The organism is Shewanella gaetbuli (assembly GCF_023284065.1).
Taxonomy (GTDB): Bacteria; Pseudomonadota; Gammaproteobacteria; order Enterobacterales; family Shewanellaceae; genus Shewanella; species Shewanella gaetbuli.
In genome coordinates this window covers 57,843-82,339 of sequence record NZ_JAKIKP010000002.1, presented here as the reverse complement: position 1 = coordinate 82,339, position 24,497 = coordinate 57,843, and the positions used below count along the sequence as shown (strand labels likewise).

Genomic DNA, 24,497 nt, shown 5'->3' with positions numbered 1-24,497 from the left:
ATATGCGCAACGATCCATTGTTCACCGTGTTAAAGCTCGCCACAGAGGCGGAGGAACAAGCGGCTTTGCAATTGAAGTCAGCTCAGTTTGAACGACAAAAAAGGCAAGGGCAATTAGAAGCGTTAAACAACTACCGCTTAGACTACATGAAGCAAATGAAAGGTCAGCAAGGTCAAAGTGTCAGTGCCAATCACTACCATCAATTTCATCAGTTTATCAAGCAGGTCGACACCGCTATTGCACAGCAAGTTGCTTCAGTTAAAGATGCTGAGCAACAGGTAGGGTATCGCCAAACACATTGGCAGGAAAAGCAACAAAAGCGCAAAGCAGTAGAAATGCTTATTGAGAAAAAACGTCAAAAAGCGTCCATCGCACAAGCTAAGCAAGAACAAAAAATGTCTGACGAATTTGCCATGCAACAATATTTTCGCCAACGAAATAAACATTAATACACGGTTAATCTCTCATCCTGCCAGCTTTCACAAAAAAGCTCATTAACCTTATATGAGATTATATTCATTACCTCTGCAATATCTTTATCAAATGATTCGTTTTGGCATCTAAATTGCTTTAATCGTATAAATAATAACAAATCGTCATTCAAGTGACGGTTTCGGTTACACAAAATGGCAGTTTACGACGCTAATTGCACATTGAAGTGTTACATCGATTGAATTTTTTGGAGCATAATATGCAACAGATGAATCATATACTTTTGAGTGGCAACCAATCGGTTCCGACTTCCAAAGATGCTGTGCAACTCTATGATGATAAAGGCTTTATGTCAGCCTTTGATAAGGCGAGTAAAGCATCGTTCAATTCATCTCATAGCCAAAAATTTCACTCATCACCTGATGCGAAAGAAGCATTCAATCAAGCATTAGATTTGTCAGAGCCTTTAGATGAAAATAATGTTGAGCTTATTTTTGCACAATTAGATTTGGCGGAGTCGTTCGGCAAAAATAACGCTGACGGAAATCTTTTGCCGCTTGATGAAACCACCGCCGATGACCTTGATGGCACAGAGCTTGAGATTGATTTAGACGCAGATTCAACATCATTTAAGATGCTAACCGCAGCAAATGGTGATTTGGCAGAGGTTAAAGTGCTTCATGATAAGCATGATATAGATCCTGAACTAGAAGCATTACTCGCGCAGCTGTCACAAGAGCATCAGCACAAAAATAGTCTAGCTGAGTCAGAGAGTGACATTACCGAACAGAACTTACCGCCAGAATTATTTGAAAATGCCATTATACTCCCAACTGAGACTGAATCTAATGTGCAATTCTTAACATCGTTAACGACGTCAGAACTCGATAAGTTGATGGATTTTTCCAAGCTTTCTAAACAAGAATTGAGTGCATTAAGTCGTCAGGAATTGGTGCAAATAATCAATGATTACAATTTACAAGCGCCCGTTGTCGATGAGTCTATTTTGACTTTATTAGAAACGGGATTGTCAAAAGAAGCGAATGGGGGGAGCGGCAATCAAGTTCACACTCAACCTATGACGCCCGCAAGTATTAATACATCACACCCTGCTACGGCAAACCTAAATGCGGCAAGTATCAATAATGAAGCCATTTTAGGGGATAAAAGCCGTGTTGATGGTGTTATTTCTGCCAATGTAAATGCTGAAAAATCAGTAAAGTATGCTATGTCAGTAGAAATGATTGACGCCAATGAAAAATCGGCTAATAAGACGGTATTTAACATGAGTGCAGAGCAAGCGAGAAATACCGAGCTTGCCATGAGCTCGATGTCAGACAAAGTAACCGAGTCAGCGTCAGTAGACATTAAATCACTGCAAAACCAAAGTAGTTTTACTCCCGTGCATAAAAGTGAAGTACCTCAATTTCAGTTGTCATTAAAACAACAAGGGGAATCGCAAGTACAGATGCAAGATATGATTCAACGTTTTTCACCCGTGATGAAACAGCAATTGATTACGATGGTGAATAACGGTGTTCAACATGCTGAAATAAGACTAGACCCTCCAGAGTTGGGGCATCTAACGGTAAAAATTCAAATAAATGGCGATCAAACACAGGTGCAATTTCAGGTGGCACAATCACAAACTCGTGATTTAATTGAACAAGCGATGCCAAGATTAAAAGATATGTTACAGCAAGAGGGATTACAGCTGGCAGATAGTCATGTGTCGCAAGATGGAGAAAATCAAGCTAATCAACAAGAAGGCTCTGCTGAAGGCTATGGTGAATCTTCTGAACTGGTTGAAAATGCAGCAATAGAGAGTGGTTTGCTTCAAAATCATTCAGACAGCATACAAACAGGTATAGATTATTACGCTTAACTCGGTAATTTATGCCAATATTCTAGTGAGAAAAGAATAATTTATCCGATAAGTCAGTTATATTAATAGCAGTCGTAATAAAAATATTTAGGGACAATCATGGCAGAAGAATTAGAACTTAATGAAAATGCCCCAGAAGCAAAAAAAGGCAATAAGCTCATTTTGTTCGGTGGTATAGGCGTAGTGGTGGCAATATTAATAGGTGTCGGCGCATGGTTTTTTATGGGTTCTGATGATTCAGAAGTCTCTGCCGCAAACGCCACAGAAGGGGTTGAGACTGTATCAACTGCTCCAAATACGGCACTTGAAGCTAATTACGTGGGTATGCCAAGACCGTTTTTATTCAATTTACCGGGTATTGAAAGGGCAAGGCTTGTTGAAATTAAAGTGCAACTGATGGTGCGTGGCTCTGAAGATGAAACAACGGTAAAAAAGCATATTCCGCTAATTGAAGATGCACTTTTAACGACGTTTAGTTCAGCAGATGTCCAAAAGTTAAGTACTCAAGCAGGTAAAGACGAGCTCAGACAATTGGCGTTATTAAACGTTCAAAATACATTGCAACCGGTTACCGGAAAAACCATCGTTGAGAAAGTGTTATTCACTGGTTTTGTAATGCAATAGTCCTGACTAGATAGTTAAGGTGATGATGTGAGTGATTTATTAAGCCAAGACGAAATTGACGCGCTACTGCATGGTGTTGATGATGTTGAAGAGGATGAGGTTGATAGCGGGGAAGATGCCCGCTCGTATGACTTCTCGTCTCAAGACCGTATTGTCCGTGGACGAATGCCAACATTGGAAATTGTGAATGAGCGTTTTGCTCGTCACTTGCGTATCAGCATGTTTAATATGATGCGTCGCGCCGCGGAGGTGTCAATTAACGGTGTGCAAATGCTGAAATTTGGCGAATACGTACATACTTTATTTGTCCCGACCAGTCTAAATATGGTGCGTTTTAGCCCATTAAAAGGCACCGCATTGATCACCATGGAGGCGCGACTCGTTTTCATCTTGGTTGACAACTTCTTTGGTGGTGATGGTCGTTTTCATGCAAAAATTGAAGGTCGCGAATTTACGCCAACTGAACGCAGAATTGTTCAGCTATTATTAAAAATTATTTTTGAAGATTATAAAGATGCTTGGGCGCCGGTGATGGATGTTGAGTTTGAGTATTTAGACTCAGAAGTGAACCCTGCTATGGCAAATATTGTTAGCCCTACAGAAGTAGTGGTGATTAACTCGTTCCATATTGAGGTTGATGGCGGCGGAGGTGATTTTCATATTACTTTGCCGTACTCGATGATAGAACCGATACGTGAACTGCTAGATGCGGGTGTACAAAGTGATAAGCAAGACACGGATATGCGCTGGTCACAAGCCTTACGTGATGAAATTATGGATGTGCAGGTAGGCTTTGATGCCAACGTGGTTGAACATGAGTTGACCTTGCGAGATGTCATGGACTTTAAGCCGGGCGACATTATTCCCATTGAGCTGCCAGAGCATATCATGATGCGCATTGAAGACTTACCCACTTATCGTTGTAAGTTAGGTAAATCTAGAGACAATTTGGCATTGAAAATCAGTGAGAAAATACCCCGACCTGAAACGGTTAAATCAGAATTACAATTAGTCACGCGTAAAGGTAAGTCGCGTGATATTTCAGATTTATAAGGTGAGATAGATGAGTACAGAAGACACAGGTGATGATTGGGCAGCCGCAATGGCGGAGCAAGCACTGGAAGAAGCCCAGCAAGTTGAGCTTGATGAACTTGTAGATGATGCTAAGCCTATTTCTAAAGAAGAAGCTGAAAAGCTAGATTCGATTTTAGATATTCCTGTCACCATTTCTATGGAAGTGGGCCGCAGCTTTATTAGCATTCGTAACTTATTACAACTTAACCAAGGCTCGGTTGTTGAGTTAGACCGAGTGGCAGGGGAACCGTTAGATGTGATGGTTAACGGTACGTTGATTGCACATGGCGAAGTGGTTGTGGTGAATGATAAGTTTGGTATTCGACTCACAGACGTGATCAGCCAAACTGAGCGAATCAAGAAGTTAAAATAAGCTAAACTGCATATAACATTCGCTTGATAAAGGCGATTGTTATTGAGGACTGCATTTAAATGGCGTGGGTTAGTTATTTTTTGTGGCCAATTTATTAAGGATAATCGGTGTCAATTTTTTCTGTCATATTATCTCAAACAGTGACAGCGGCTGAGCCATTAGCCGCTGTCGATACGGTTTCAACAAGTGCGAGTAACACCGCTTTTGTATCAACGCTAGCCAATATGCTAGGTGGCTTAATTGTTGTTATTGCCTTAATTTTTTTGCTTGCTTATATCGTCAAAAAGCTAAACCTTGCGCCTAGTCAGCATGGCATTATTAAAACCATTGCCACGACTCAAGTCGGCCATAAAGAAAAAATTATGCTGATAGAGGTGAACGAGCAACAATATTTAGTGGGGGTCACTGCCTCGCAAGTTAATCTGCTAGATAAGATGGCACAACCCGTTGAATCGAATACGACATTTGCTAAGAATTTACAACAAGCTAAGGAAGCAAGTAATGACTAAAACGCAACAAGGATTGCTGTTAATACTGATTTTCTTTTGTTTGATGCCGTCTTTAGCCGTCGCTCAAGATGGCGTTTTGCCCGCGCTTACCGTAACAACTGGGCCAGATGGCGCAACCGAGTATTCGGTGACCATGCAAATTCTGCTGTTAATGACCGCCATGAGCTTTATTCCAGCTATGGTCATTATGTTAACCTCATTTACGCGGATTATTGTCGTGTTGTCTATTTTGCGACAAGCATTGGGGTTGCAACAAACACCTTCAAATCAAGTGCTTATTGGTATTAGCCTGTTTATGACTTTCTTTATTATGGCGCCAGTGTTTGACCGAGTTTATAAAGAAGCGGTTGAGCCCTATATGAATGAGTCAATGACCTTAACCCAAGCCTATGACGTGGGTAAAGAGCCGGTTAAAAGCTTTATGTTGTCGCAAGTGAGAACCACAGACTTGCAAACCTTTATTGAAATATCTGGCTATACCGATATTCAAAGTCCAGAACAGGCACCGATGAGTGTCATTATTCCCGCCTTTATTACCAGTGAGCTTAAAACCGCGTTTCAAATTGGCTTTATGTTATTTGTGCCGTTTCTAGTGTTAGACCTTGTGGTTGCCAGTATTTTGATGGCAATGGGTATGATGATGTTGTCACCAATGATTGTGTCATTACCTTTTAAAATCATGTTATTTGTATTGGTTGATGGTTGGAGTTTGGTGATGGGTACACTTGCTAATAGCTTTGGGATTTAGGAGGGAGTATGTCTCCTGAGTCGTTAATTGATATTTTTCGTGAAGCCCTGTCTGTCATTGTGTTGATAGTGTCGGCAATTATTTTACCTGGTCTAGCGATCGGGTTAGTGGTTGCGGTATTCCAAGCGGCGACATCAATTAACGAACAAACGCTAAGCTTCTTGCCTCGTTTGTTAATGACCTTATTTGCATTAATGTTTTTAGGCCATTGGCTTGTTCAAACCATGATGGACTTCTTCTTTGAAATGGTGAACCTCATTCCAGTAGTCATAGGGTAATTTCATGGAGATTTTGTTTGATGAAATAAGTCAAACAATTGCCATGTATTTATGGCCACTGTTTCGTATTTCAGCCATGTTAATGACCATGACGGTGTTTGGTGCGAATACGACGCCTGCTCGTATTCGGTTAATGTTATCCATTGCGTTCACCTTTGCCATAGTGCCTGTATTGCCTCCGGTTGAAAATGTTGAGTTATTTGCATTAAGTTCAGTGTTCATTACCTTGCAACAACTATTAATTGGTACTGCTATGGGGTTTGTCAGCTTAATGATGATGCAAACATTTGTGTTAACGGGGCAAATTATTGGTATGCAAACCAGTTTAGGTTTTGCTTCAATGGTTGACCCCGGTTCTGGTGAGCAAACCCCTGTAGTGGGTAATATCTTTTTGTTGCTAGCCACATTAATATTTTTGGCGGTTGATGGTCATTTGTTGATGTTTAAAATGATCGTGGCCAGTTTTGAGACTATTCCTGTTTCTCTTGAAGGTATTAATATCACCACGTATCGCAGTTTGGCTGAGTGGGGCGCATATATGTTTGGCGCAGCACTGACTATGTCTATTTCAGCTATTGTGGCCTTATTACTGATTAACTTATCTTTCGGGGTGATGACCCGTGCATCGCCGCAATTAAACATTTTCTCTATTGGTTTCCCTGTCACCATGGTCAGTGGTTTGTTGATCCTTTGGCTAACATTAGGGCCAATAATGGCTCACTTCGATGAGGTATGGCTGGCGGCACAATTGTTAATGTGCGATATCTTGCAGTTGCAATGTCAAATTGACGGCACAGTGGCTTATTAATGGGGGCGTAGATGGCAGATAACGATACCAGTCAAGAACGCACAGAGGAACCCACCAGTAGGCGCCTAGAACAGGCGCGTGAAAAAGGACAAGTTGCTCGCTCAAAAGAATTAGGCACTGCAGCGGTATTATTGGCAGCATCAGTTGGCTTTGCGATGACAGGCCCTGCCATTGCTAAAAGCTTACATGCCATGATGAAGCAGATATTTGAAATGGAACGCGATCAAATATTTGATACTAACTCAATGTTTAGGGTATGGGGGGTGGTTGGTAGCGAATTAGGCTGGCCGTTAATTAGCCTTATTGCGTTGTTAGCCTTGGTGTCATTTATCGGGAATATTGCACTAGGTGGATTATCGTTTTCGGTTAAAGCCTTTATGCCTAAAGGCAGTAAAATGAATCCTGCTACAGGCTTTAAGCGAATGTTTGGCACTCAAGCATTAGTTGAACTCACTAAAGGTATCGCCAAATTTTCAGTGGTTGCAGTTGCAGCATATTTATTATTGACCATCTATTTTTACGACATACTGACATTATCCAGTGATCACCTTCCTGGAAATGTTTATCACGCCTTAGATTTATTAGTGTGGATGTTCATTTTATTATGCTCTTCCATGTTATTAATAGTGGTTATTGATGTGCCATTTCAAATTTGGAACCACAATAAACAGCTGAAAATGACCAAACAAGAAGTTAAAGATGAATATAAAGACACTGAGGGTAAACCAGAAGTAAAAGGCCGTATCAGGCAGGTTCAGCGTGAAATGGCACAACGGCGTATGATGACCGAGGTGCCTAATGCTGACGTTATTGTGGTTAACCCCGAGCATTATGCCGTTGCGGTTAAATATGATGTTAGCCGATCCTCTGCGCCATTTTTAATTGCCAAAGGGGTTGATGATGTGGCATTTAAAATTAGAGAAATAGCTCGCGAGCATGAAGTTCCCATCGTGTCTGCACCGCCTCTTGCGCGGGCAATTTACCATACCACCAAAGTTGATCAGCAAGTTCCTGAAGGACTATTTACTGCCGTCGCACAAGTGTTGGCTTATGTGTTCCAACTTAAACAGTACCAAAAAGGCAAAGGGCGCCGCCCAACCCTAATTCCCCTTAATCAACCTATTCCAGATGAGCTTAAACATTAACCTTGTTACTGGTGTTGTGGATAATTTATTCAGACAAGCTTGTTTTTCCTCAATAAAAAATTAAATTCCCCCTTTTGGCTTAGTTTTTGCTTTTACCTTGATAACGTGTCAAAAACTTATCAATAAAGGTAATTTTGAATGGATGTGAAAACCGCCTTCGGCCAATTTAAGCAAATAAGACCTGCTAGTTTTAAGGGGATTGGTACGCCTTTATTGGTGCTTGCTGCATTGGGGATGGTGGTATTACCTATACCGGCATTTTTGCTGGATATCTTATTCTCTTTCAATATTGCTTTAGCCTTAGTGGTGTTACTCGTCGCCATTTATACTGATAGACCTTTAGACTTCGCGGCATTCCCGACGGTGTTATTAGTCGCAACCCTACTTCGATTGGCATTGAACGTGGCTTCTACTCGAGTGGTATTACTAGAAGGGCATAATGGCGGAGATGCTGCGGGTAAAGTTATTGAAGCATTTGGTTCGGTGGTAATTGGCGGTAACTATGCCGTTGGTTTAGTCGTGTTTTTAATTCTTATTATTATTAACTTTGCCGTAGTCACTAAAGGTGCGGGACGTATTTCAGAAGTGAGTGCTCGTTTTACACTCGACGCCATGCCCGGAAAACAAATGGCAATCGATGCAGATCTAAACGCAGGTATTTTGAATCAAGAGCAAGCTCGTATTCGCCGTGAAGAAGTGACTCGTGAAGCCGATTTTTATGGTGCAATGGACGGTGCGTCAAAGTTTGTTAAAGGTGATGCGATTGCCGGTATTATGATTCTGGTTATCAATATCTTAGGCGGTTTTGTTATTGGTATGGTGCAGCATGATTTAGATTTTTCCAGTGCTGTTGAAATCTATACTTTGTTAACTATCGGTGATGGCTTGGTGGCGCAAATACCTGGACTGTTATTATCGATTGCTGCGGCATTAATGGTGACCCGTCAAAATGAATCTGGCGATATGGGTCAGATGATGATTAGCCAAATGTTTGACAGCCCTAAATCATTATCCATTGCAGCAGGTTTATTATTTGTAATGGGTATGGTGCCAGGTATGCCACACATTGCCTTTTTAAGCTTTGCTTGTATCACTGCAGGAGCAGCCTATTTTGTTCATAAACGCATTCAAGATAAGAAGATTCAAGCATTAGAATTGGCTAAAAATGGCCCTGCTGAAGTGAAAGATAAAGAGCCGAAAGAGCTGAGTTGGGACGATGTTCGCCATGTGGATATTATTGGCTTAGAAGTGGGTTATAGATTGATCCCGCTGGTGGACAAAGGTCAAGGTGGTGAACTACTAAGCCGCATTAAAGGCGTGCGTAAAAAGTTATCTCAAGAGCTCGGCTTTTTAGTGCCAGCCGTACATATTCGTGACAACCTTGATTTATCACCCAATGCCTACCGTATTCAATTAATGGGCGTGGTTGTAGGTGAAGCTGAAGTTCGTCATGATTGTGAGCTAGCCATTAATCCAGGTCAGGTATACGGCAAACTGGATGGAATTGAAACCACAGACCCTGCCTTTGGCTTAGAAGCCGTATGGATAGCCCCTGAGCAGCGCGAACACGCGCAAACTTTAGGTTACACCGTTGTCGATACCGCTACGGTTGTGGCCACCCACATTAGTCAATTATTAAGTAATAATGCCGCCAAACTATTAGGTTATGAAGAGGTTCAGCAATTGATGGACATGCTGGCTAAACAGTCTCCTAAATTAGTGGATGGCTTTATTCCTGACATCATGCCGTTGGGTAATGTGGTTAAAGTCATGCAAAACCTATTGAATGAAGGTGTGTCAGTGCGCGATTTACGCACCATTGTACAAACCTTATTAGAGTACGGTGCTAAGAGTAATGATACTGAAGTACTGACTGCTGCGGTACGTATTGCGTTAAAACGCATGATAGTACAAGAGATATCTGGACCAGAGCTAGAGATTCCCGTCATAACATTGGCTCCTGAGTTGGAACAGATGTTGCATAAGTCTATGCAGGCGACAGGTGGGGAAGGTCCGAATATTGAGCCAGGCCTTGCAGAACGCATGCAACAGTCATTATTAGATGCTTCACAGAAGCAAGAGATGGTAGGTCAACCAGCCATTTTATTGACATCAGGCATGCTACGTTCAACCTTGTCTAGATTTGTTAAATACACTATTCCAAATTTAAGAGTGATTTCGTACCAAGAAATCCCAGATGAGAAACAAATACGCATTGTTTCAGCTGTTGGTCAATAGTGATAATGTCAGAATTAAGAGGTGTTTAAGTGAAAATTAAACGATTTTTTGCCAAAGATATGCGTGCAGCATTAGCACAAGTTAAAGATACCCTCGGTTCTGACGCGGTGATTATGTCCAATAAGAAAGTCGCGGGTGGTATTGAAATTGTGGCTGCTGTTGATTATGACGAGCCTAAAGTGGATGTGGCTATGAAACAGCCTGCACCCGGTTTTATGGACTTAAGTGAAGATAGAGTGTCATTGGCCAGCAATAATGCCATTAAAGCAAAAACGAAAGTAAGTCCGCCTCCTGCGGCAGATTCATTACAGGCATTATTAGAAAAACAGCAGAACCGGTTAAGTCAATTTCCGCCAGCACAAAAGAAAGATCCTGAGCTGCCAGAATGGGCTAGACAACTTCAAGGTGCATCAGAAAAAACATCACCGAAAATCATGCCACAACAACCTGCTGCTTTTGATAAACCAGTTAAAAACTCTAAAACCAGTTTAGCTGAGGTTGAAGCGCTTAAAGAGGAAATGGCTTCTTTACGTAACTTGTTGACACATCAAGTTTCTTCTTTAATGAGTGATCAAAAAAAGCGTAAAGATCCGGTTGGTGCTATGCTTGAAAGTAAATTGCTTGCAGCAGAGTTTTCAACCCCCGTTGCGGCCAAGCTTTCGTCACTGAGTCAGCACTATAATCCAGCTGAATTAGTCCGTTCTTTGCCTCAAAGTTTAGCGAACCTGTTAGACAACCAAGGTGATGATATTGTTAAGCGTGGTGGTGTTGTGGCTTTTGTGGGGCCTACAGGAGTTGGAAAAACCACTTCTTTAGCGAAAATAGCAGCCAGATTTGCCGCTCATCATGGGGCCGACCAAGTGGCGCTAATTACCACAGACCATTATCGAATTGGCGCCTTTGAGCAATTAGCAACTTATGGCAAAATAATGGGCTGCCCTGTGAAACAAGCTCATGATCTTGCTGAATTAGAACAAATTTTATATCAATTTAGAAATCGTAAGTTAGTATTAATAGATACCGCTGGTATGGGGCAACGTGATTTACGCCTATATCAACAATTGGATAATTTAACCGCTAACAGCCGAATCCCTATTCGTAGTTATTTGGTGATGTCAGCAACAGGGCAACGTAGAGTGTTACAAGATGCCGTTAATCACTTTAAACGCATCCCGTTAGCCGGTGCAATTTTAACCAAATTAGATGAATCGGTATCAATTGCAGGTGCACTGAGCGTTCTTATCCAAAATGAGTTACCATTAAGCTATGTAACTGATGGCCAACGTGTTCCTGAGGATATGAAAGTCGCAGATACCTTAGCGCTAGCAAAACAAGCTTTAGCTGCTTTAAATGAAACAGAACCACAAACGTCTCAAGACACAACCGCATGGTCGAACGAAATGACTTATGCATTCGAGTAAGAATATGACCCGTGATCAAGCAAATGGTTTACGTATGATGAATCAACCAAATAACGAAAAAGTCAAAGTAATTGCCGTATCCGGTGGTAAAGGCGGGGTAGGGAAGACCAGTGTGTCAATTAACACGGCAGTCGCACTTGCTGAAAAAGGAAAGCGTGTTTTAGTGTTAGATGCTGACCTTGGATTAGCAAACGTGGATGTCATGTTAGGCATTCGCGCCGAGAAAAATTTATCTCATGTTTTATCGGGTGACGCAGAACTTGACGATATTATTGTCAGAGGCCCTAAAGGCATTGGTATTGTACCTGCTACTTCAGGTACGCAAGCAATGGTCGAACTAACACCAGCACAGCATGCGGGGTTAATCAGAGCATTCAGTGAAATGCGTACCCAGTTTGACATTTTAATTGTTGATACTGCCGCAGGGATTTCTGACATGGTACTGAGCTTTTCTCGTGCCTCTCAAGATGTTCTTATCGTCGTCTGTGATGAACCTACCTCAATTACTGATGCTTACGCATTAATAAAAATCTTAAGCCGTGAACACGGTGTATTCCACTTTAAAATTGTTGCAAATATGGTGCGCAGTTTACGAGAAGGAATGGAGTTATTTGCTAAACTTAGCAAGGTTACCGACAGATTTTTAGATGTTGCATTAGAATTAGTTGCCACAGTGCCATTTGATGAAAACCTCAGAAAATCTGTTCGCAAACAAAAATTAGTTATTGAAGCCTTTCCAAAGTCGCCAGCGGCGATTGCGTATCATGGGCTAGCAAATAAAATAATGAGTTGGCCAGTACCTGAGCAACCCGGTGGTCACTTAGAGTTTTTTGTTGAACGTTTAGTGCAACGAAAAGAAACCCAAGAGGATAGATTGAGTGAATAAAGCCGCTGCGTATACTCAGTTTGACAATAAAACGTCCGTTGTTGAACAGTATGCTCCGTTGGTAAAAAGAATTGCTCATCATATGTTGGCGCGGTTGCCCGCTTCGGTCCAGCTTGATGACTTGCTTCAATCAGGCATGATGGGTCTACTTGAAGCGTCATCTAAGTTTGATGGCAGCAAGGGGGCTAAATTCGAAACCTTTGCCGGTATTCGAATTCGCGGAGCAATGATTGATGAAATTCGCCGCGGAGATTGGGTTCCACGTTCTGTTCATCGAAACAGTCGTCGGGTATCTCAGGTTATTGATGAACTAGAACAAGAGCTTGGCCGCGATGCTCGTGACACAGAAATTGCAGAAAAACTTGATATGTCGCTAAATGAGTACCATCATATTTTAAATGATGTTTCTGTGGGTAAAATCATAGGCATAGACGATCTTGGTGTTTCATCAGATATTTTAGTGACCGAAGATGAAACCCCTGATGAGACATTTGAGTCGTTAGCGGAATCACAGTTTCAATCAGCACTTGTCTCAGCAATTAAGACATTGCCAGAAAGGGACGCCTTAGTACTTTCGTTATATTATGACGAAGCACTGAATTTAAAAGAGATTGGTGCAATACTTGAAGTAAGCGAATCAAGAGTTAGCCAGATATTAAGTCAGGCCATGCTAAGATTAAAAGCCAAGCTAAAGCATTGGACACAATAACAATATATTACTAATTAGAGCACTTGAGTGTCAGCTCACCGGAGGAAACCTTGGACAAGAATATGAAGATTCTTATTGTTGACGACTTTTCAACAATGAGACGTATCATTAAGAACTTGTTGCGAGACTTGGGGTTCAACAATACCCAAGAAGCAGATGATGGCTCAACCGCCTTACCGATGTTACAAAAAGGCGAATTTGACTTTGTTGTAACAGATTGGAATATGCCTGGAATGCAAGGCATTGATCTATTAAAGGCGATTCGTGCTGATGATTCATTAAAACACTTACCGGTTTTAATGGTAACGGCTGAAGCCAAGCGTGAGCAGATTATTGCCGCTGCACAAGCTGGTGTGAATGGTTATGTGGTGAAGCCATTTACCGCTGCGACCTTAAAAGAAAAGCTTGATAAAATTTTTGAACGTCTCGCGTAAACAAGGATAAGTTATGCAGCCAACATTATCGGGGTTAATTTCTCTCGAACAGGCTCAGCACCTTGTTGAACTGCTTAGCGCGGGAGAGCAAGAAAAAGCTGATGAAGTCATTAAAGAGATTGCTGCACCACTGCAGCGTGAACTATTTGAAGAGGTAGGCAAATTAACTCGTCAACTTCACAGTGCTCTGCAAGACTTCCAATTAGATAACCGTTTATCTGAACTCGCTAATACCGAAATACCGGATGCTAAAGAGAGGCTAAACTACGTTATTGATATGACAGAACAAGCTGCAAATAAAACCATGGATGCAGTTGAAGAATGTCTACCTTTGGCCGATACAATCATTAGCAACATACAATCTGTTACCCCTATGTGGGATAAATTGATGCGACGTGACATCGCGTTAAGCGAATTTAAAACGCTTTGTCATGATGTGCAGCAATTTATGGCACACAGTGAACATGATTCAAATCGTTTGCGCCAATTGCTGAATGAAATACTGATGGCCCAAGACTTCCAAGATTTGACGGGGCAAATGATCCGTCGAGTTATTGATTTAGTTCGTGAAGTTGAAAGCAATCTTGTGGCAATGCTAACCGTGTTTGGTGACAATGCTGCGCAAGCGGAAACTGTTGAAAAAGATAATAAAATAAAGGCAGAGGGCCCAATAATGCACGCTGAAACGCGTGACGACGTGGTTGCAGGTCAAGATGAAGTTGATGATTTGCTATCCAGTCTGGGTTTCTAATTAGGAGTCAATTGAATGTCATTTGATGTTGATGAAGAGATACTCCAGGACTTTTTGATTGAAGCGGGTGAAATTCTAGAGCTTCTACAAGAGCAACTTGTTGCACTTGAAAATAATCCTGATGACAGTGATTTGCTTAATGCAATTTTTCGTGGTTTTCACACCGTAAAAGGCGGTGCTGGCTTTTTAAGCTTAACGCCGATGGTCGATGTGTGCCATGAAGCTGAAAATACTTTCGACCTATTACGCACAGGTAAGCGAAGTGTTAATTCAGAACTGATGGATATTATTTTGCAAGCGGTTGATGCAATTAACACCATGTTCGAACAAACCCAGCAAGGTCAAAATCAAGACCCTGCTGATGACGAGTTACTTGAAAAATTAAAGTTACTCAGTTCTGGTGCTCCATTACCTTCAGAATTAGGCGAGCAGCCTGCAGAAGACATCATCATTGAAGACGCGGTAGAAGAGGTCGTTGAAGAAGTTGAACAACCTGTAGAAACCAATGCTTCTGATGCAGAAGATGGCAATATTGACGAAATTGATGAGTCAGAATTTGAAGCCCTTTTAGATGCGTTGCACGGACAAGGTAAAAGCCCAACCTCTGTAGACACTTCTGTTGAAACACCTCAAGATATTGAACCCTCTTCCGATACCGTTGCCTCAGATGAAATTACCGATGACGAGTTTGAAGCACTGTTAGATGAGCTACATGGAGCAGGCAGCTTTAAGGCGGCAGCAGAAAATAAACCTGCTGCAAAGGTTGAAGCTCCTGAACATGCTGTTGATTCAGACGATATCACTGACGACGAGTTTGAGAAACTGCTTGATGAGTTACACGGAAAAGGTTCTGCACCAACAAAATCGGTTGATGCTGCCCCCGCTCAAGCGCCTAAACAGCCCGCACCCTCTGCGACTAAGCCACCAGAGCCAGTAAAAGCTGCTGCACCAGCTTCTGCGGCAAAAGCACCCGCTCCAGCGCCTAAAGCACCAGCAGCGAAACCGGCTGAAGTGGCCAAAGACAAAGCGCCGACTAAATCAGCGCCAGCCGTACCGCAGGGTGAAACTACCGTTCGTGTCGATACTGCAAGGTTAGACCAAATTATGAACATGGTCGGCGAGTTAGTATTAGTCCGTAACCGTTTAGTGAGTTTAGGCATTACCCGTGAAGACGAAGAAATGTCTAAGGCTTTAGCTAATTTAGATTTAGTGACTGCAGATTTACAAGGTGCGGTCATGAAAACCCGCATGCAGCCCATTAAGAAAGTCTTTGGTCGATTCCCTCGGGTTGTGCGTGACTTAGCAAGAACATTAAATAAAGAAATTGATTTAATCATGATTGGTGAAGAAACTGATCTTGATAAAAACTTGGTAGAAGCACTGGCCGATCCCTTAGTGCATTTAGTGCGAAATTCTGTGGACCATGGCATTGAAATGCCATTAACACGTGAAGCAAACGGTAAACCCAGAACCGGAACAATTACCTTGTCTGCCAGCCAAGAAGGTGACCATATTCTTCTGAAAATTGAAGATGATGGTGCCGGAATGGATCCGCAAAAGTTAAAGGAAATAGCCATAAGTCGAGGCGTATTAGATGAAGATGCTGCGGCAAGAATGTCTGATACTGAAGCCTATAACTTAATTTTTGCCCCAGGCTTTTCAACCAAGGTTGAGATTTCAGATATTTCTGGCCGAGGTGTGGGAATGGACGTGGTTAAAACCCGTATCACCCAGCTTAACGGCACAGTACATATTGACTCTATGCAAGGTAAAGGCACCGTTTTAGAAATTAAAGTGCCACTGACTTTAGCTATTATGCCGACATTAATGGTTGATGTGTCTAAACAAGTGTTTGCTTTACCGCTATCAAGTGTGAATGAAATATTCCATTTAGACCTGACCAAAACCAATATTGTTGATAGCCAACTTACTGTTATTGTTCGTGATAAAGCTGTACCGCTGTTTTATTTAGAGCATTGGCTACACCGAAATAAAACCACCTTTAAACATGGCGATAAAAAGCATGGTCATGTGGTGATTGTTCAGCTAGGCACAAAACAAATTGGTTTTGTGGTGGATGCATTAATTGGTCAAGAAGAAGTGGTCATTAAACCGCTAGGCAGTATGCTACAAGGTACGCCGGGTATGGCAGGAGCGACAATTACATCCGATGGCGGTATTGCGCTAATTTTAGATGTGCCAGGTTTATTAAAACATTACGCCAAAAATAAAAAATAAAAGTTCCAATTTTTAAGGAATGAAATGGCTATAAAAGTATTAGTAGTTGATGATTCGAGCTTTTTTAGGCGTCGAGTGAGTGAAATTGTTAATCAAGATCCTGGCCTTGAGGTCATAGGCGTTGCGGTTAATGGTCAAGAAGCCGTTAAGTTAGCCGCAGAGCTTAATCCTCAAGTCATCACTATGGATATAGAAATGCCTGTTATGGATGGTATCTCTGCCGTTAGAGCGATAATGGCGAGCCATCCAGTGCCAATTTTGATGTTTTCTTCTTTAACCCATGATGGCGCTCAATCAACCTTAGATGCGCTTGAAGCTGGGGCATTAGATTTCCTACCCAAACGGTTTGAAGATATTGCCACTAATAAAGATGAGGCTATTCAACTATTACAACAACGCATTAAAGCCTTAGGTCGTAGAAGAGTATATCGCCCAATCTCGCGAACAACGCCTGCAGCAACATCAAGCACAACATCAACCCGACCCATCTCAACCAGATTGAATAGTGCTTCGCCGTCGTCATTATCTACCAAGCCTACATCTAGTCTGAGCTCACGCTCAAGTCTAACCGCCAATAAGCCAGAACCATTGCGAAGAGCACCTGCTCACTCTAGTGTAGTGACCAGTAAAGCGTCGTCAATTAGAGCCAGTGGTAAAAGCTATAAATTATTATTAATCGGTACTTCAACAGGTGGGCCGGTTGCGTTACAAAAAGTGTTAACCCAGTTTCCTGCAAGTTACCCACATCCTATATTGTTAATACAACATATGCCCGCCGCATTTACCCCAGCATTTGCAGCTCGGTTAGATAGCTTATGCAAAATTAGCGTTAAAGAAGCCACCAATGGCGATGTATTAAAACCCGGCTGTGCGTATTTAGCGCCAGGAGGCATGCAAATGCTAGTGGATAAATCGGGGGGGGCAGGACGAATAAAAGTCATTGCCGGAAACAGTGACATGAACTACAAACCTTGTGTCGACATTACGTTTGCCTCAGCATCAAAAGCATTTGGGGGAGATATTTTAGCGGTAGTGTTAACGGGCATGGGAGCCGATGGGCGAGAAGGCGCCAGAATGCTTAAAAGTGCGGGGGCCAATATTTGGGCTCAAGATGAGGACAGTTGTGTGGTTTATGGTATGCCGCAAGCTGTAGCCGCAGCAGGACTTTCTAGCCATTCAATAGCCTTAGATGACATGGCTGAAGCCATATTAAAAGAGACTTGTCGTGGCTAACGTTAACCGAAGCAAGCACTTTGTTAAACCCATTCAAGGTAATGTGTTGGTTAGCTTGCTCATATTTTTATTGGTAACAGCAGTAATAGCCTTAGGCAGTTTATATATTGAAACCTATAAACGAAATACTTTACTAAAAGCGGAAATCACCCGTTTAGAGCAGTCGCAAGTATTATTAATGGTACCTGATGAACAAGCGGCTGATATCGCCAACTGGTTGAAGCGCCACCCTGATCAAACCCAAGCAATTTTGATGCAGGCAGGCAATGAAAAACAGCTAACGATTACTGATTCTAATGCGCCTGGATTACTTGAAAAAGAACCCAAAAAAGTGCTGATTGGCCCAACAGACATTGAACCATCAGCGGCAGCGAACACTGCGGATATCAATCAAAATCAAACGGATGTGTTGATGTCTGAGGACGAACAAGGGGTAAAGGTAATTCGTTTACCCCACGGTGGTATAAGAGTGACAACCCGTGACTTACCACAAGAATCACAATCAAATTAATGGTTAAATTAAATCTTAGGGTAAAGCACGCCACAAGAGGGATGAATTTTTGAAAGTCTGGACGGTTGCCAATCAAAAGGGCGGTGTAGGTAAAACAACAACAGTGGCAAGCTTAGCGGGTGCATATGTTAAGCGTGGCAAACGTGTGCTGATGATTGATACCGACCCTCATGCATCATTAGGCTATTATTTAGGTATTGATTCTGAACAGGTGCCAGGTTCGTTATATGATGTATTTGTTAATCATAAAAGCTTAACTACAGAATATATTGAACAATACATTGTACCTACTCAAATTGAAGGGCTAGATTTACTCCCCGCAACTATGGCGCTAGCCACATTAGACAGAGCATTAGGTCACCAAGAAGGCATGGGCTTAGTGTTACGCAATTTATTACAGCTACTTGAACATAAATATGACATTGCCATTGTTGATTGCCCACCGGTTTTAGGGGTATTAATGGTTAATGCATTAGCAGCCAGTCAGCATATTATTATTCCAGTGCAAACAGAGTTTTTAGCCATCAAAGGGCTTGACCGTATGATCAAAACCATGGAATTAATGGGCCGCTCAAAAAAGACTCGTTACAGCTTTACGGTTGTGCCAACAATGTACGACAAACGCACTAAAGCTTCACCCTTAGCGCTCACTTATATGCAAGAAAAATATAATAAAAGCTTATGGCCAGACCAAGTGATTCCCGTTGATACCAAGTTTAGAGATGCCAGCTTAGCGCATTTGCCTGCATCTCATTATTCTGCAGGCAGTCGAGGGGTTAAAGCGTATAATGCGCTATTAGATTATCTAGAATCGCAGGAGTTTGCTCATGTCAAAATCGGTTGATGAAACTGTTTTTGATTACTTCGCTATGCTGTTGACCGAGCCGTCAACAAGTACTAACGAAAAGACAGACAATATCAATAAAAATACCCCTGTGGATGACCCTAAACTCAGCAAGGTGAGCCGTGCCAAATCATCCTCTGCCAGTGTGGCTGAGTCATCTGCTAAGACTGCCAAATCTAAAAGCTCCACAAATGATGTTGGTACTAAAACGCTGACACCACCAACGACTGCTGACAATAAAAGTTCAACAGAATATGTGGCAAAAACCGCTTCAAACGATAAAGCTTTATCACCTGCCACACCAATAAACAGGCCTGACACTGCTCGAACCACACGCTTTATTGAGCCTGAAACCTCTATTAATAAACCCGCACTAGAAAAGCTATTGTCAGCGGTATCTGAACCTCAAGTGACTAAAGTTCTGCCTGCCGCAAAATCAGCCATGAGTGTGGACGAAATTAAAGCCAGTGCAGAAAAAATGCGCCAAACGTTGGCTTCTAGTGCTGGTAAAGTAAGCAAACAAACCACAAATCAGCATAAAACGACGCAAAAAAGTGAACTTGTCGATAAAGAAATCAATTCCTTAGTCGATATAAACACTAAAGAAACCACGGCAAAAACAATAAATAAAGCTATCATTAATAATGATGAGCAAAAGGTCACCCCAGCAGAAACGCAAACAGGAGCTACACCTCCTAGTATTACTCAAAGTATACAAGAGGTGTTAGATGATGAGTTTCAAGTATTGTTTTTTAAGGTGGCTGGGTTAACGCTTGCGGTGCCGTTAGTGAGTTTAGGTGGCATCGTTAAAGTGGAGCGTTATAACCATATTATTGGCCGACCTAAGTGGTTTCTTGGGGTACAACCCCATCGGGATGAGCAAATTAATGTGGTTGATACATGCGCGTGGGTGATGCCCGAAAAATATTCTCCTGAGCTAGCAGAGTCGGTTGAGTATCAATATATTGTGATGTTAGAAGACTCCCGCTGGGGATTAGCATGTGAGTCATTAATTAATTCAGTAAAAATTGACAAATCTCATGTCAATTGGCGTGAGAAATCCGGTAAACGCCCTTGGCTAGCCGGAGTCGTAAAAAAACAAATGTGTGGCATATTGCATGTTCAAGCGCTGATTGAAATGCTTGATGCAGGTTTAGGGTGTCAGGATACGATTGACCGAGGTTAACTATGAGTGATTCTAGAAGTGTAGCAGCTGTTGCTGCGGGTTCAGACGATGCAGTATTACAGTGGGTTACATTTAAATTAGACAATGAAACCTATGGCATCAACGTGATGCAAGTACAAGAAGTGCTTCGTTATACCGAAATTGCACCTGTGCCAGGGGCGCCACATTATGTACTGGGCATTATTAATCTTCGCGGTAATGTGGTTACCGTTATTGATACCCGTTCACGTTTTGGTTTGCAATCGTCAGATGTCGATGACTCTACCCGAATTGTTATTATTGAAGCGGAAAAACAGGTCATTGGTATTTTAGTTGATAGTGTGGCAGAAGTGGTTTATTTACGCCGTTCAGAAATCGACAATGCCCCTAATGTAGGGACTGAAGAAAGTGCCAAGTTTATTCAAGGTGTGAGTAATCGCGATAACGAACTCCTTATTTTAGTTGACCTAGATAAACTTCTGTCTGACGAAGAATGGGCAGAATTATCTGATATATAAATAATTTTAAGTGACAAAAGGCCAGCTCATTCAGTATGCTGGCTTTTTTATGGGGTTTGAGAATAAAACATGGTTGATGAATTAGTAATTGTAGCCTTGGTTTTTACCATTGTTTGTTTAGCTTTAGTGCTGTTTCTTTATAAGCAATCCAGTAAATTAAAGCATAAAGTTGACGCATTAACGGTGTTAGTAAAAGAAAGCGATCGCCAACGTGAAGCGGTAAAGCGCGAGCTAAATGAATTACGCAGTGGCACCATTGGAATGGGACGTAAAGTCGTTGAGCTAGAAAAACAGCTTGCTAAGCAAACGGAATTACTTAACGAAGCTAATCAACAAGACCCTCAAGCTAAACTGTATTCCAGAGCCGTGAAAATGATTGAGTTAGGTGCAGGTGTCGATGAGCTTATTCAAGAATGTGAGCTACCTAAAGCAGAAGCTGAGCTATTAGTGAGACTACATAAAAAGTAACCCTAAAATACAGCTGCACTTATCACTTATCACTGAGCACAGACCTTATATGAAATTAAGCCAGATAGATTGTTATCTGGCTTTTTTGAATCCCAAAAATGCTCTACTACTATCAAGTATTTTTTACGGTAATTCTGAACCCTTATATCCGCTGTTTGTTAAAACATCTTATTGAATCCTATGGCATTAAAAACTATAGGATAATTTTCCATATACATAACGCCCAGTGAAGCCATAAGGCGAAAATCCAGAATAGGGGAAAATGTTTGAGAAGGTAGTGACATCTTCAACCAATTCTCGTGTTGGTTTTGGGTAAACATCAAATAAGTTATTAGCACCTACCGTGAAATCGAAGTTGTCAGTGATCATGAATTTCACATCTAAGTCAGTAAGCCACTGCGCAGGAATAACTTCGTTACGTGCTTCAATTGAACTCGGGTCTTGGGTTTCTCCGTAGCGAGTGGTGCGCAGCGTAATTTTATAAATATCGTAATTCCAATTAGCACTTAAATTAAGTTTATTCTTAGGAGAACCCACTTCAAATCGACGCAGCTCAACATCTGAAAAGAGGTTGTTTTGATCATTACCTGCACCTTGTAACTCTTCAGGTGGGGGCAAAATATCGGTGACCTCATTGTCGTTAATATTTAAGCCAGCATTGAACAATACGCTGCCGTAATCATTTGTTCGTAGGGTGTAAGACGCGATGAGATCAATCCCTTGGGTACGCGAATTAATGGCATTAAGAAAAAAGCGTGCACGGGTGGCACCTGTGCCATCAAGTAAGGTTTCAATGGCATCACCAGACAGGTTATTTGATAATACGATGCGGTCATCAATATCAATACGATAAAAATCTAAGGTTAAGTTAAAGTCGGCATTAGGAAAATAAGTCATGCCAATACTGTAGTTATTTGATTTTTCAGCATCAAGTCCCGGGCTACCTAACGCCTTTGCTTCATCGCTTGAGGGGGAAAAGGTACCCGTTTCAGTGGGTTCTCCATCAACAAATACGGTTGAAATAGAGGTAAAATATTGCTGTTGCAAAGATGGCGCTCTAAATCCGGTTGAAACAGAACCGCGCAGGGCAAAGTCATCTGTCACACTAATACGGTTTGACCACTTCCAGTTAAGAGTACTGCCAAAATCAGAATAATTTTCAAAACGGGCCGCAATAGCCATGTTCCACTTTTCCATGACATCAGCTTCTAAGTCAATATAAGCACTCCAGTTATCGCGATCATTACTGCCTGCCGATTCAGGCGTAAAGCCTGGGAATACTTGGGCCCCTGCAGCACCAAAAGGCCCATTGACGAGGTCGGTTATAGTACCGCCCGGTCCAAAAGTGCCACGAAGATATGAGTTTTCTTCTCCAGCGCTAATCTGATAGTTTTCTTGTCGAAACTCAAAACCAGCAGCCAAATTCATATCATTGGCAAAGGCGGAGACTGGAATTAAACGTGAAGCATCCAAGTTGACAAGATATTGGGCATATTTTAAATCACCCGCATCAAACTCGGTTTGGCTGCTTGGCCCAAGGGAGGTGTTAAGAGTGTTGACCACGCCATAATTAAGCTTATTGGCGCCATAATTAAAGGATAGGTCATAATTCCATTCACCTGCGCCTCCTTTGACCCCAGTGATAACGGATTGGTCAGTGATGTCAGTGGTAATAGCAGGAAGAAAACCGTCAGGGTATATGGCAAGTACATTGCGTGAGTCTTGGGCTCGTCTATAGAACCCTGAGCCTGTTGAGTCACGACTACTAATACCCGCGGTAAGATAAAACTCAGTGTCATTGTTGAGAAATTTACCCGCGTTAATAAATAGCGCCATGTCTTGGACTTCACCATTGCCGAAAACATGGTTATAGCGGTTTACTGTAAGCTCTTGTGGGTCTAGGCTGCCATCACCTTGGCGCGCATAGTTTTCCCTAGGGTCAAAGTCTGCACGGTTTGATGCGTTGCGATCACGATATTCACCGGCTACAGCAACAAAACCATCATCAGCCCAACTAAAACCAACATTACCGCGTAAGGTGAGAGTTTGGCCATCTGTACGTTTACGATCTTCTCCGGTGGTAAATGCTAAATCGCCATTATTGTATGTTGTTACTTTTTCTAGGTTAGGCACACCATCCATTTGCGTTAAATTACCACCATAGGTTGCCGAGAATTGTCCCCCTTGGTCATTGTCTATAAGAACAATATTAATCACCCCTGCAATGGCATCTGAGCCATATTGGGCCGCGGCTCCATCACGAAGTACTTCAATGCGTTTAATGGCGTTAGCTGGAATAGCATTAAGATCGACTGCTGATGAGCCTCGACCAGACGAACCATTGAGATTTAACAGAGCACTAGTGTGTCTGCGTTTGCCATTAACCAGCACTAAGGTGTGATCAGGTGCTAGGCCACGTAATTGAGCAGGACGTACATGGTCGGTACCATCGGTGACAGAGGGCTGCGGAAAGTTAAAGCTTGGCAGCAGGGTGTTGAGAATCATGTTTGTTTCAGTTAACCCTGTCGACTGAATTGCATCTTGGTCAATAATATCAATAGGAACAGGAGACTCATTAACTGTTCTACCAATGCGTCGAGAACCAACAACAGTGATTTTTTCGATATCGGCCTGATTATCGTTGTCATTTTGTTGCGCATAAGTGTGGGTACTGGCTGTGAGTAAAGTGCCACATATTACGCTAATAGCTAATGTGGAATAGGTTAATTTAGGTAGACTGTCATCCATTGATTTCATACATTGCTTTCCCTATGTTTTTGTAAATTGGTTTTGTAAATTATGCAAATGAAGGCGTGAGATTTATTCAGAAAGTGTTTATTTTTCTTATATAAAAAGGATGTATCATCAATAACCATAGTGAGTGGTTTAAACAAGATATTTTCGATGTTTACTTATGTTTAAAGATGATTAAATTAGATGGCTAAAATTAATGACGAATATTTAACGAGTTAATATTTTTATCTTGGTTTTTGTTTATTTAATTCTTGGACTAAATATTTTGTAGGACTGCGTGGGGTTGGACTTTTATAGAGCAAGGTATAGAAAACATCAATTGTAGAGTGTTTTTATTATATGAATAGCATTATAAGGTTTATGAATTTTAGCCGAGGCTACTAATTTAATGAGTAGATTGTGGGTAATTAATATTAATAAGCCAGACTCTAAAAGTCAGACCCCAAAAAGC

24 protein-coding genes are annotated in these 24,497 nt (G+C 41.8%); 23 read left to right on the top strand and 1 reads right to left on the bottom strand.

From position 1 onward, the window contains the following. Nucleotides 1–2 precede the first annotated feature (2 nt). From fliJ to L2672_RS02945, 23 genes are all read left to right on the top strand, one after another. Nucleotides 3–449, top strand: coding sequence for a flagellar export protein FliJ (fliJ, locus tag L2672_RS03055; RefSeq protein ID WP_248994374.1), 447 nt, complete (start codon nt 3–5; stop codon nt 447–449). A 242-nt stretch (nt 450–691) separates the two neighbouring features. Then, nucleotides 692–2,317: a flagellar hook-length control protein FliK gene (locus L2672_RS03050; RefSeq protein WP_248994373.1), complete on the top strand. Its 1,626-nt coding sequence runs from the start codon at nt 692–694 to the stop codon at nt 2,315–2,317. Between the two features lie 99 nt (nt 2,318–2,416). Continuing rightward, nucleotides 2,417–2,941: a flagellar basal body-associated protein FliL gene (fliL, locus tag L2672_RS03045; protein WP_248994372.1), complete on the top strand. Its 525-nt coding sequence runs from the start codon at nt 2,417–2,419 to the stop codon at nt 2,939–2,941. 27 nt (nt 2,942–2,968) lie between these two features. Beyond that, nucleotides 2,969–3,994, top strand: coding sequence for a flagellar motor switch protein FliM (gene fliM, locus L2672_RS03040; RefSeq protein ID WP_248994371.1), 1,026 nt, complete (start codon nt 2,969–2,971; stop codon nt 3,992–3,994). 10 nt (nt 3,995–4,004) lie between these two features. Then, nucleotides 4,005–4,388, top strand: a complete 384-nt coding sequence (gene fliN / locus L2672_RS03035; protein WP_248994370.1) for a flagellar motor switch protein FliN — start codon at nt 4,005–4,007, stop codon at nt 4,386–4,388. Between the two features lie 107 nt (nt 4,389–4,495). After that, nucleotides 4,496–4,897, top strand: coding sequence for a flagellar biosynthetic protein FliO (fliO, locus tag L2672_RS03030; protein WP_248994369.1), 402 nt, complete (start codon nt 4,496–4,498; stop codon nt 4,895–4,897). Nucleotides 4,898–4,940: 43 nt separating this feature from the next. Continuing rightward, nucleotides 4,941–5,645 carry a flagellar type III secretion system pore protein FliP gene (gene fliP, locus L2672_RS03025; protein ID WP_248994729.1) on the top strand — a complete coding sequence of 235 codons (705 nt, stop codon included), beginning with the start codon at nt 4,941–4,943 and terminating at the stop codon, nt 5,643–5,645. 8 nt (nt 5,646–5,653) lie between these two features. Further along, on the top strand, nt 5,654–5,923 hold the full coding sequence (gene fliQ, locus L2672_RS03020) for a flagellar biosynthesis protein FliQ (RefSeq protein ID WP_248994368.1): 270 nt from the start codon (nt 5,654–5,656) through the stop codon (nt 5,921–5,923). A gap of 4 nt (nt 5,924–5,927) precedes the next feature. Further along, entirely contained in the window at nt 5,928–6,731 is an 804-nt protein-coding gene (fliR, locus tag L2672_RS03015; protein WP_248994367.1) for a flagellar biosynthetic protein FliR, read from the top strand. A gap of 11 nt (nt 6,732–6,742) precedes the next feature. After that, nucleotides 6,743–7,876, top strand: coding sequence for a flagellar biosynthesis protein FlhB (gene flhB / locus L2672_RS03010; protein WP_248994366.1), 1,134 nt, complete (start codon nt 6,743–6,745; stop codon nt 7,874–7,876). Nucleotides 7,877–8,014: 138 nt separating this feature from the next. Then, the gene (flhA, locus tag L2672_RS03005; RefSeq protein WP_248994365.1) at nt 8,015–10,114 is read left to right on the top strand and encodes a flagellar biosynthesis protein FlhA; all 2,100 of its coding nucleotides are present in this window, start codon (nt 8,015–8,017) and stop codon (nt 10,112–10,114) included. A gap of 29 nt (nt 10,115–10,143) precedes the next feature. Continuing rightward, nucleotides 10,144–11,535 (top strand): flagellar biosynthesis GTPase FlhF, encoded by a 1,392-nt coding sequence (flhF, locus tag L2672_RS03000; RefSeq protein ID WP_248994364.1) that lies wholly within the window; start codon nt 10,144–10,146, stop codon nt 11,533–11,535. A 4-nt stretch (nt 11,536–11,539) separates the two neighbouring features. Next, nucleotides 11,540–12,421, top strand: a complete 882-nt coding sequence (locus L2672_RS02995) for a MinD/ParA family protein (protein WP_248994728.1) — start codon at nt 11,540–11,542, stop codon at nt 12,419–12,421. Next, the gene (locus L2672_RS02990; RefSeq protein ID WP_248994363.1) at nt 12,414–13,130 is read left to right on the top strand and encodes an RNA polymerase sigma factor FliA; all 717 of its coding nucleotides are present in this window, start codon (nt 12,414–12,416) and stop codon (nt 13,128–13,130) included. Before L2672_RS02995 ends, L2672_RS02990 begins: the two co-directional genes overlap by 8 nt. 50 nt (nt 13,131–13,180) lie before the next feature. Further along, nucleotides 13,181–13,564, top strand: coding sequence for a chemotaxis response regulator CheY (cheY, locus tag L2672_RS02985; protein WP_130597773.1), 384 nt, complete (start codon nt 13,181–13,183; stop codon nt 13,562–13,564). 13 nt (nt 13,565–13,577) lie between these two features. Then, nucleotides 13,578–14,315, top strand: coding sequence for a protein phosphatase CheZ (locus L2672_RS02980; RefSeq protein WP_248994362.1), 738 nt, complete (start codon nt 13,578–13,580; stop codon nt 14,313–14,315). A 15-nt stretch (nt 14,316–14,330) separates the two neighbouring features. After that, complete coding sequence (locus tag L2672_RS02975; RefSeq protein ID WP_248994361.1) at nt 14,331–16,553, top strand: chemotaxis protein CheA; 2,223 nt, start codon at nt 14,331–14,333, stop codon at nt 16,551–16,553. A gap of 24 nt (nt 16,554–16,577) precedes the next feature. Next, on the top strand, nt 16,578–17,786 hold the full coding sequence (locus tag L2672_RS02970) for a protein-glutamate methylesterase/protein-glutamine glutaminase (RefSeq protein WP_248994360.1): 1,209 nt from the start codon (nt 16,578–16,580) through the stop codon (nt 17,784–17,786). Next, complete coding sequence (locus L2672_RS02965) at nt 17,779–18,297, top strand: membrane anchored protein in chemotaxis locus (protein ID WP_248994359.1); 519 nt, start codon at nt 17,779–17,781, stop codon at nt 18,295–18,297. Before L2672_RS02970 ends, L2672_RS02965 begins: the two co-directional genes overlap by 8 nt. 49 nt (nt 18,298–18,346) lie before the next feature. Further along, nucleotides 18,347–19,141 (top strand): ParA family protein, encoded by a 795-nt coding sequence (locus L2672_RS02960; RefSeq protein ID WP_248994358.1) that lies wholly within the window; start codon nt 18,347–18,349, stop codon nt 19,139–19,141. After that, nucleotides 19,125–20,327: a chemotaxis protein CheW gene (locus tag L2672_RS02955; protein ID WP_248994357.1), complete on the top strand. Its 1,203-nt coding sequence runs from the start codon at nt 19,125–19,127 to the stop codon at nt 20,325–20,327. The genes L2672_RS02960 and L2672_RS02955 overlap by 17 nt, the downstream gene beginning before the upstream one ends. Nucleotides 20,328–20,329: 2 nt before the next feature. Then, nucleotides 20,330–20,824: a chemotaxis protein CheW gene (locus L2672_RS02950; RefSeq protein ID WP_248994356.1), complete on the top strand. Its 495-nt coding sequence runs from the start codon at nt 20,330–20,332 to the stop codon at nt 20,822–20,824. A gap of 69 nt (nt 20,825–20,893) precedes the next feature. Next, nucleotides 20,894–21,292, top strand: a complete 399-nt coding sequence (locus tag L2672_RS02945) for a DUF2802 domain-containing protein (RefSeq protein ID WP_248994355.1) — start codon at nt 20,894–20,896, stop codon at nt 21,290–21,292. A gap of 186 nt (nt 21,293–21,478) precedes the next feature. Here the strand turns inward: L2672_RS02945 and L2672_RS02940 are convergent, their stop codons facing one another. Next, the gene (locus tag L2672_RS02940; protein ID WP_248994354.1) at nt 21,479–24,049 is read right to left on the bottom strand and encodes a TonB-dependent receptor plug domain-containing protein; all 2,571 of its coding nucleotides are present in this window, start codon (nt 24,047–24,049) and stop codon (nt 21,479–21,481) included. Between the last annotated feature and the right edge of the window lie 448 nt (nt 24,050–24,497).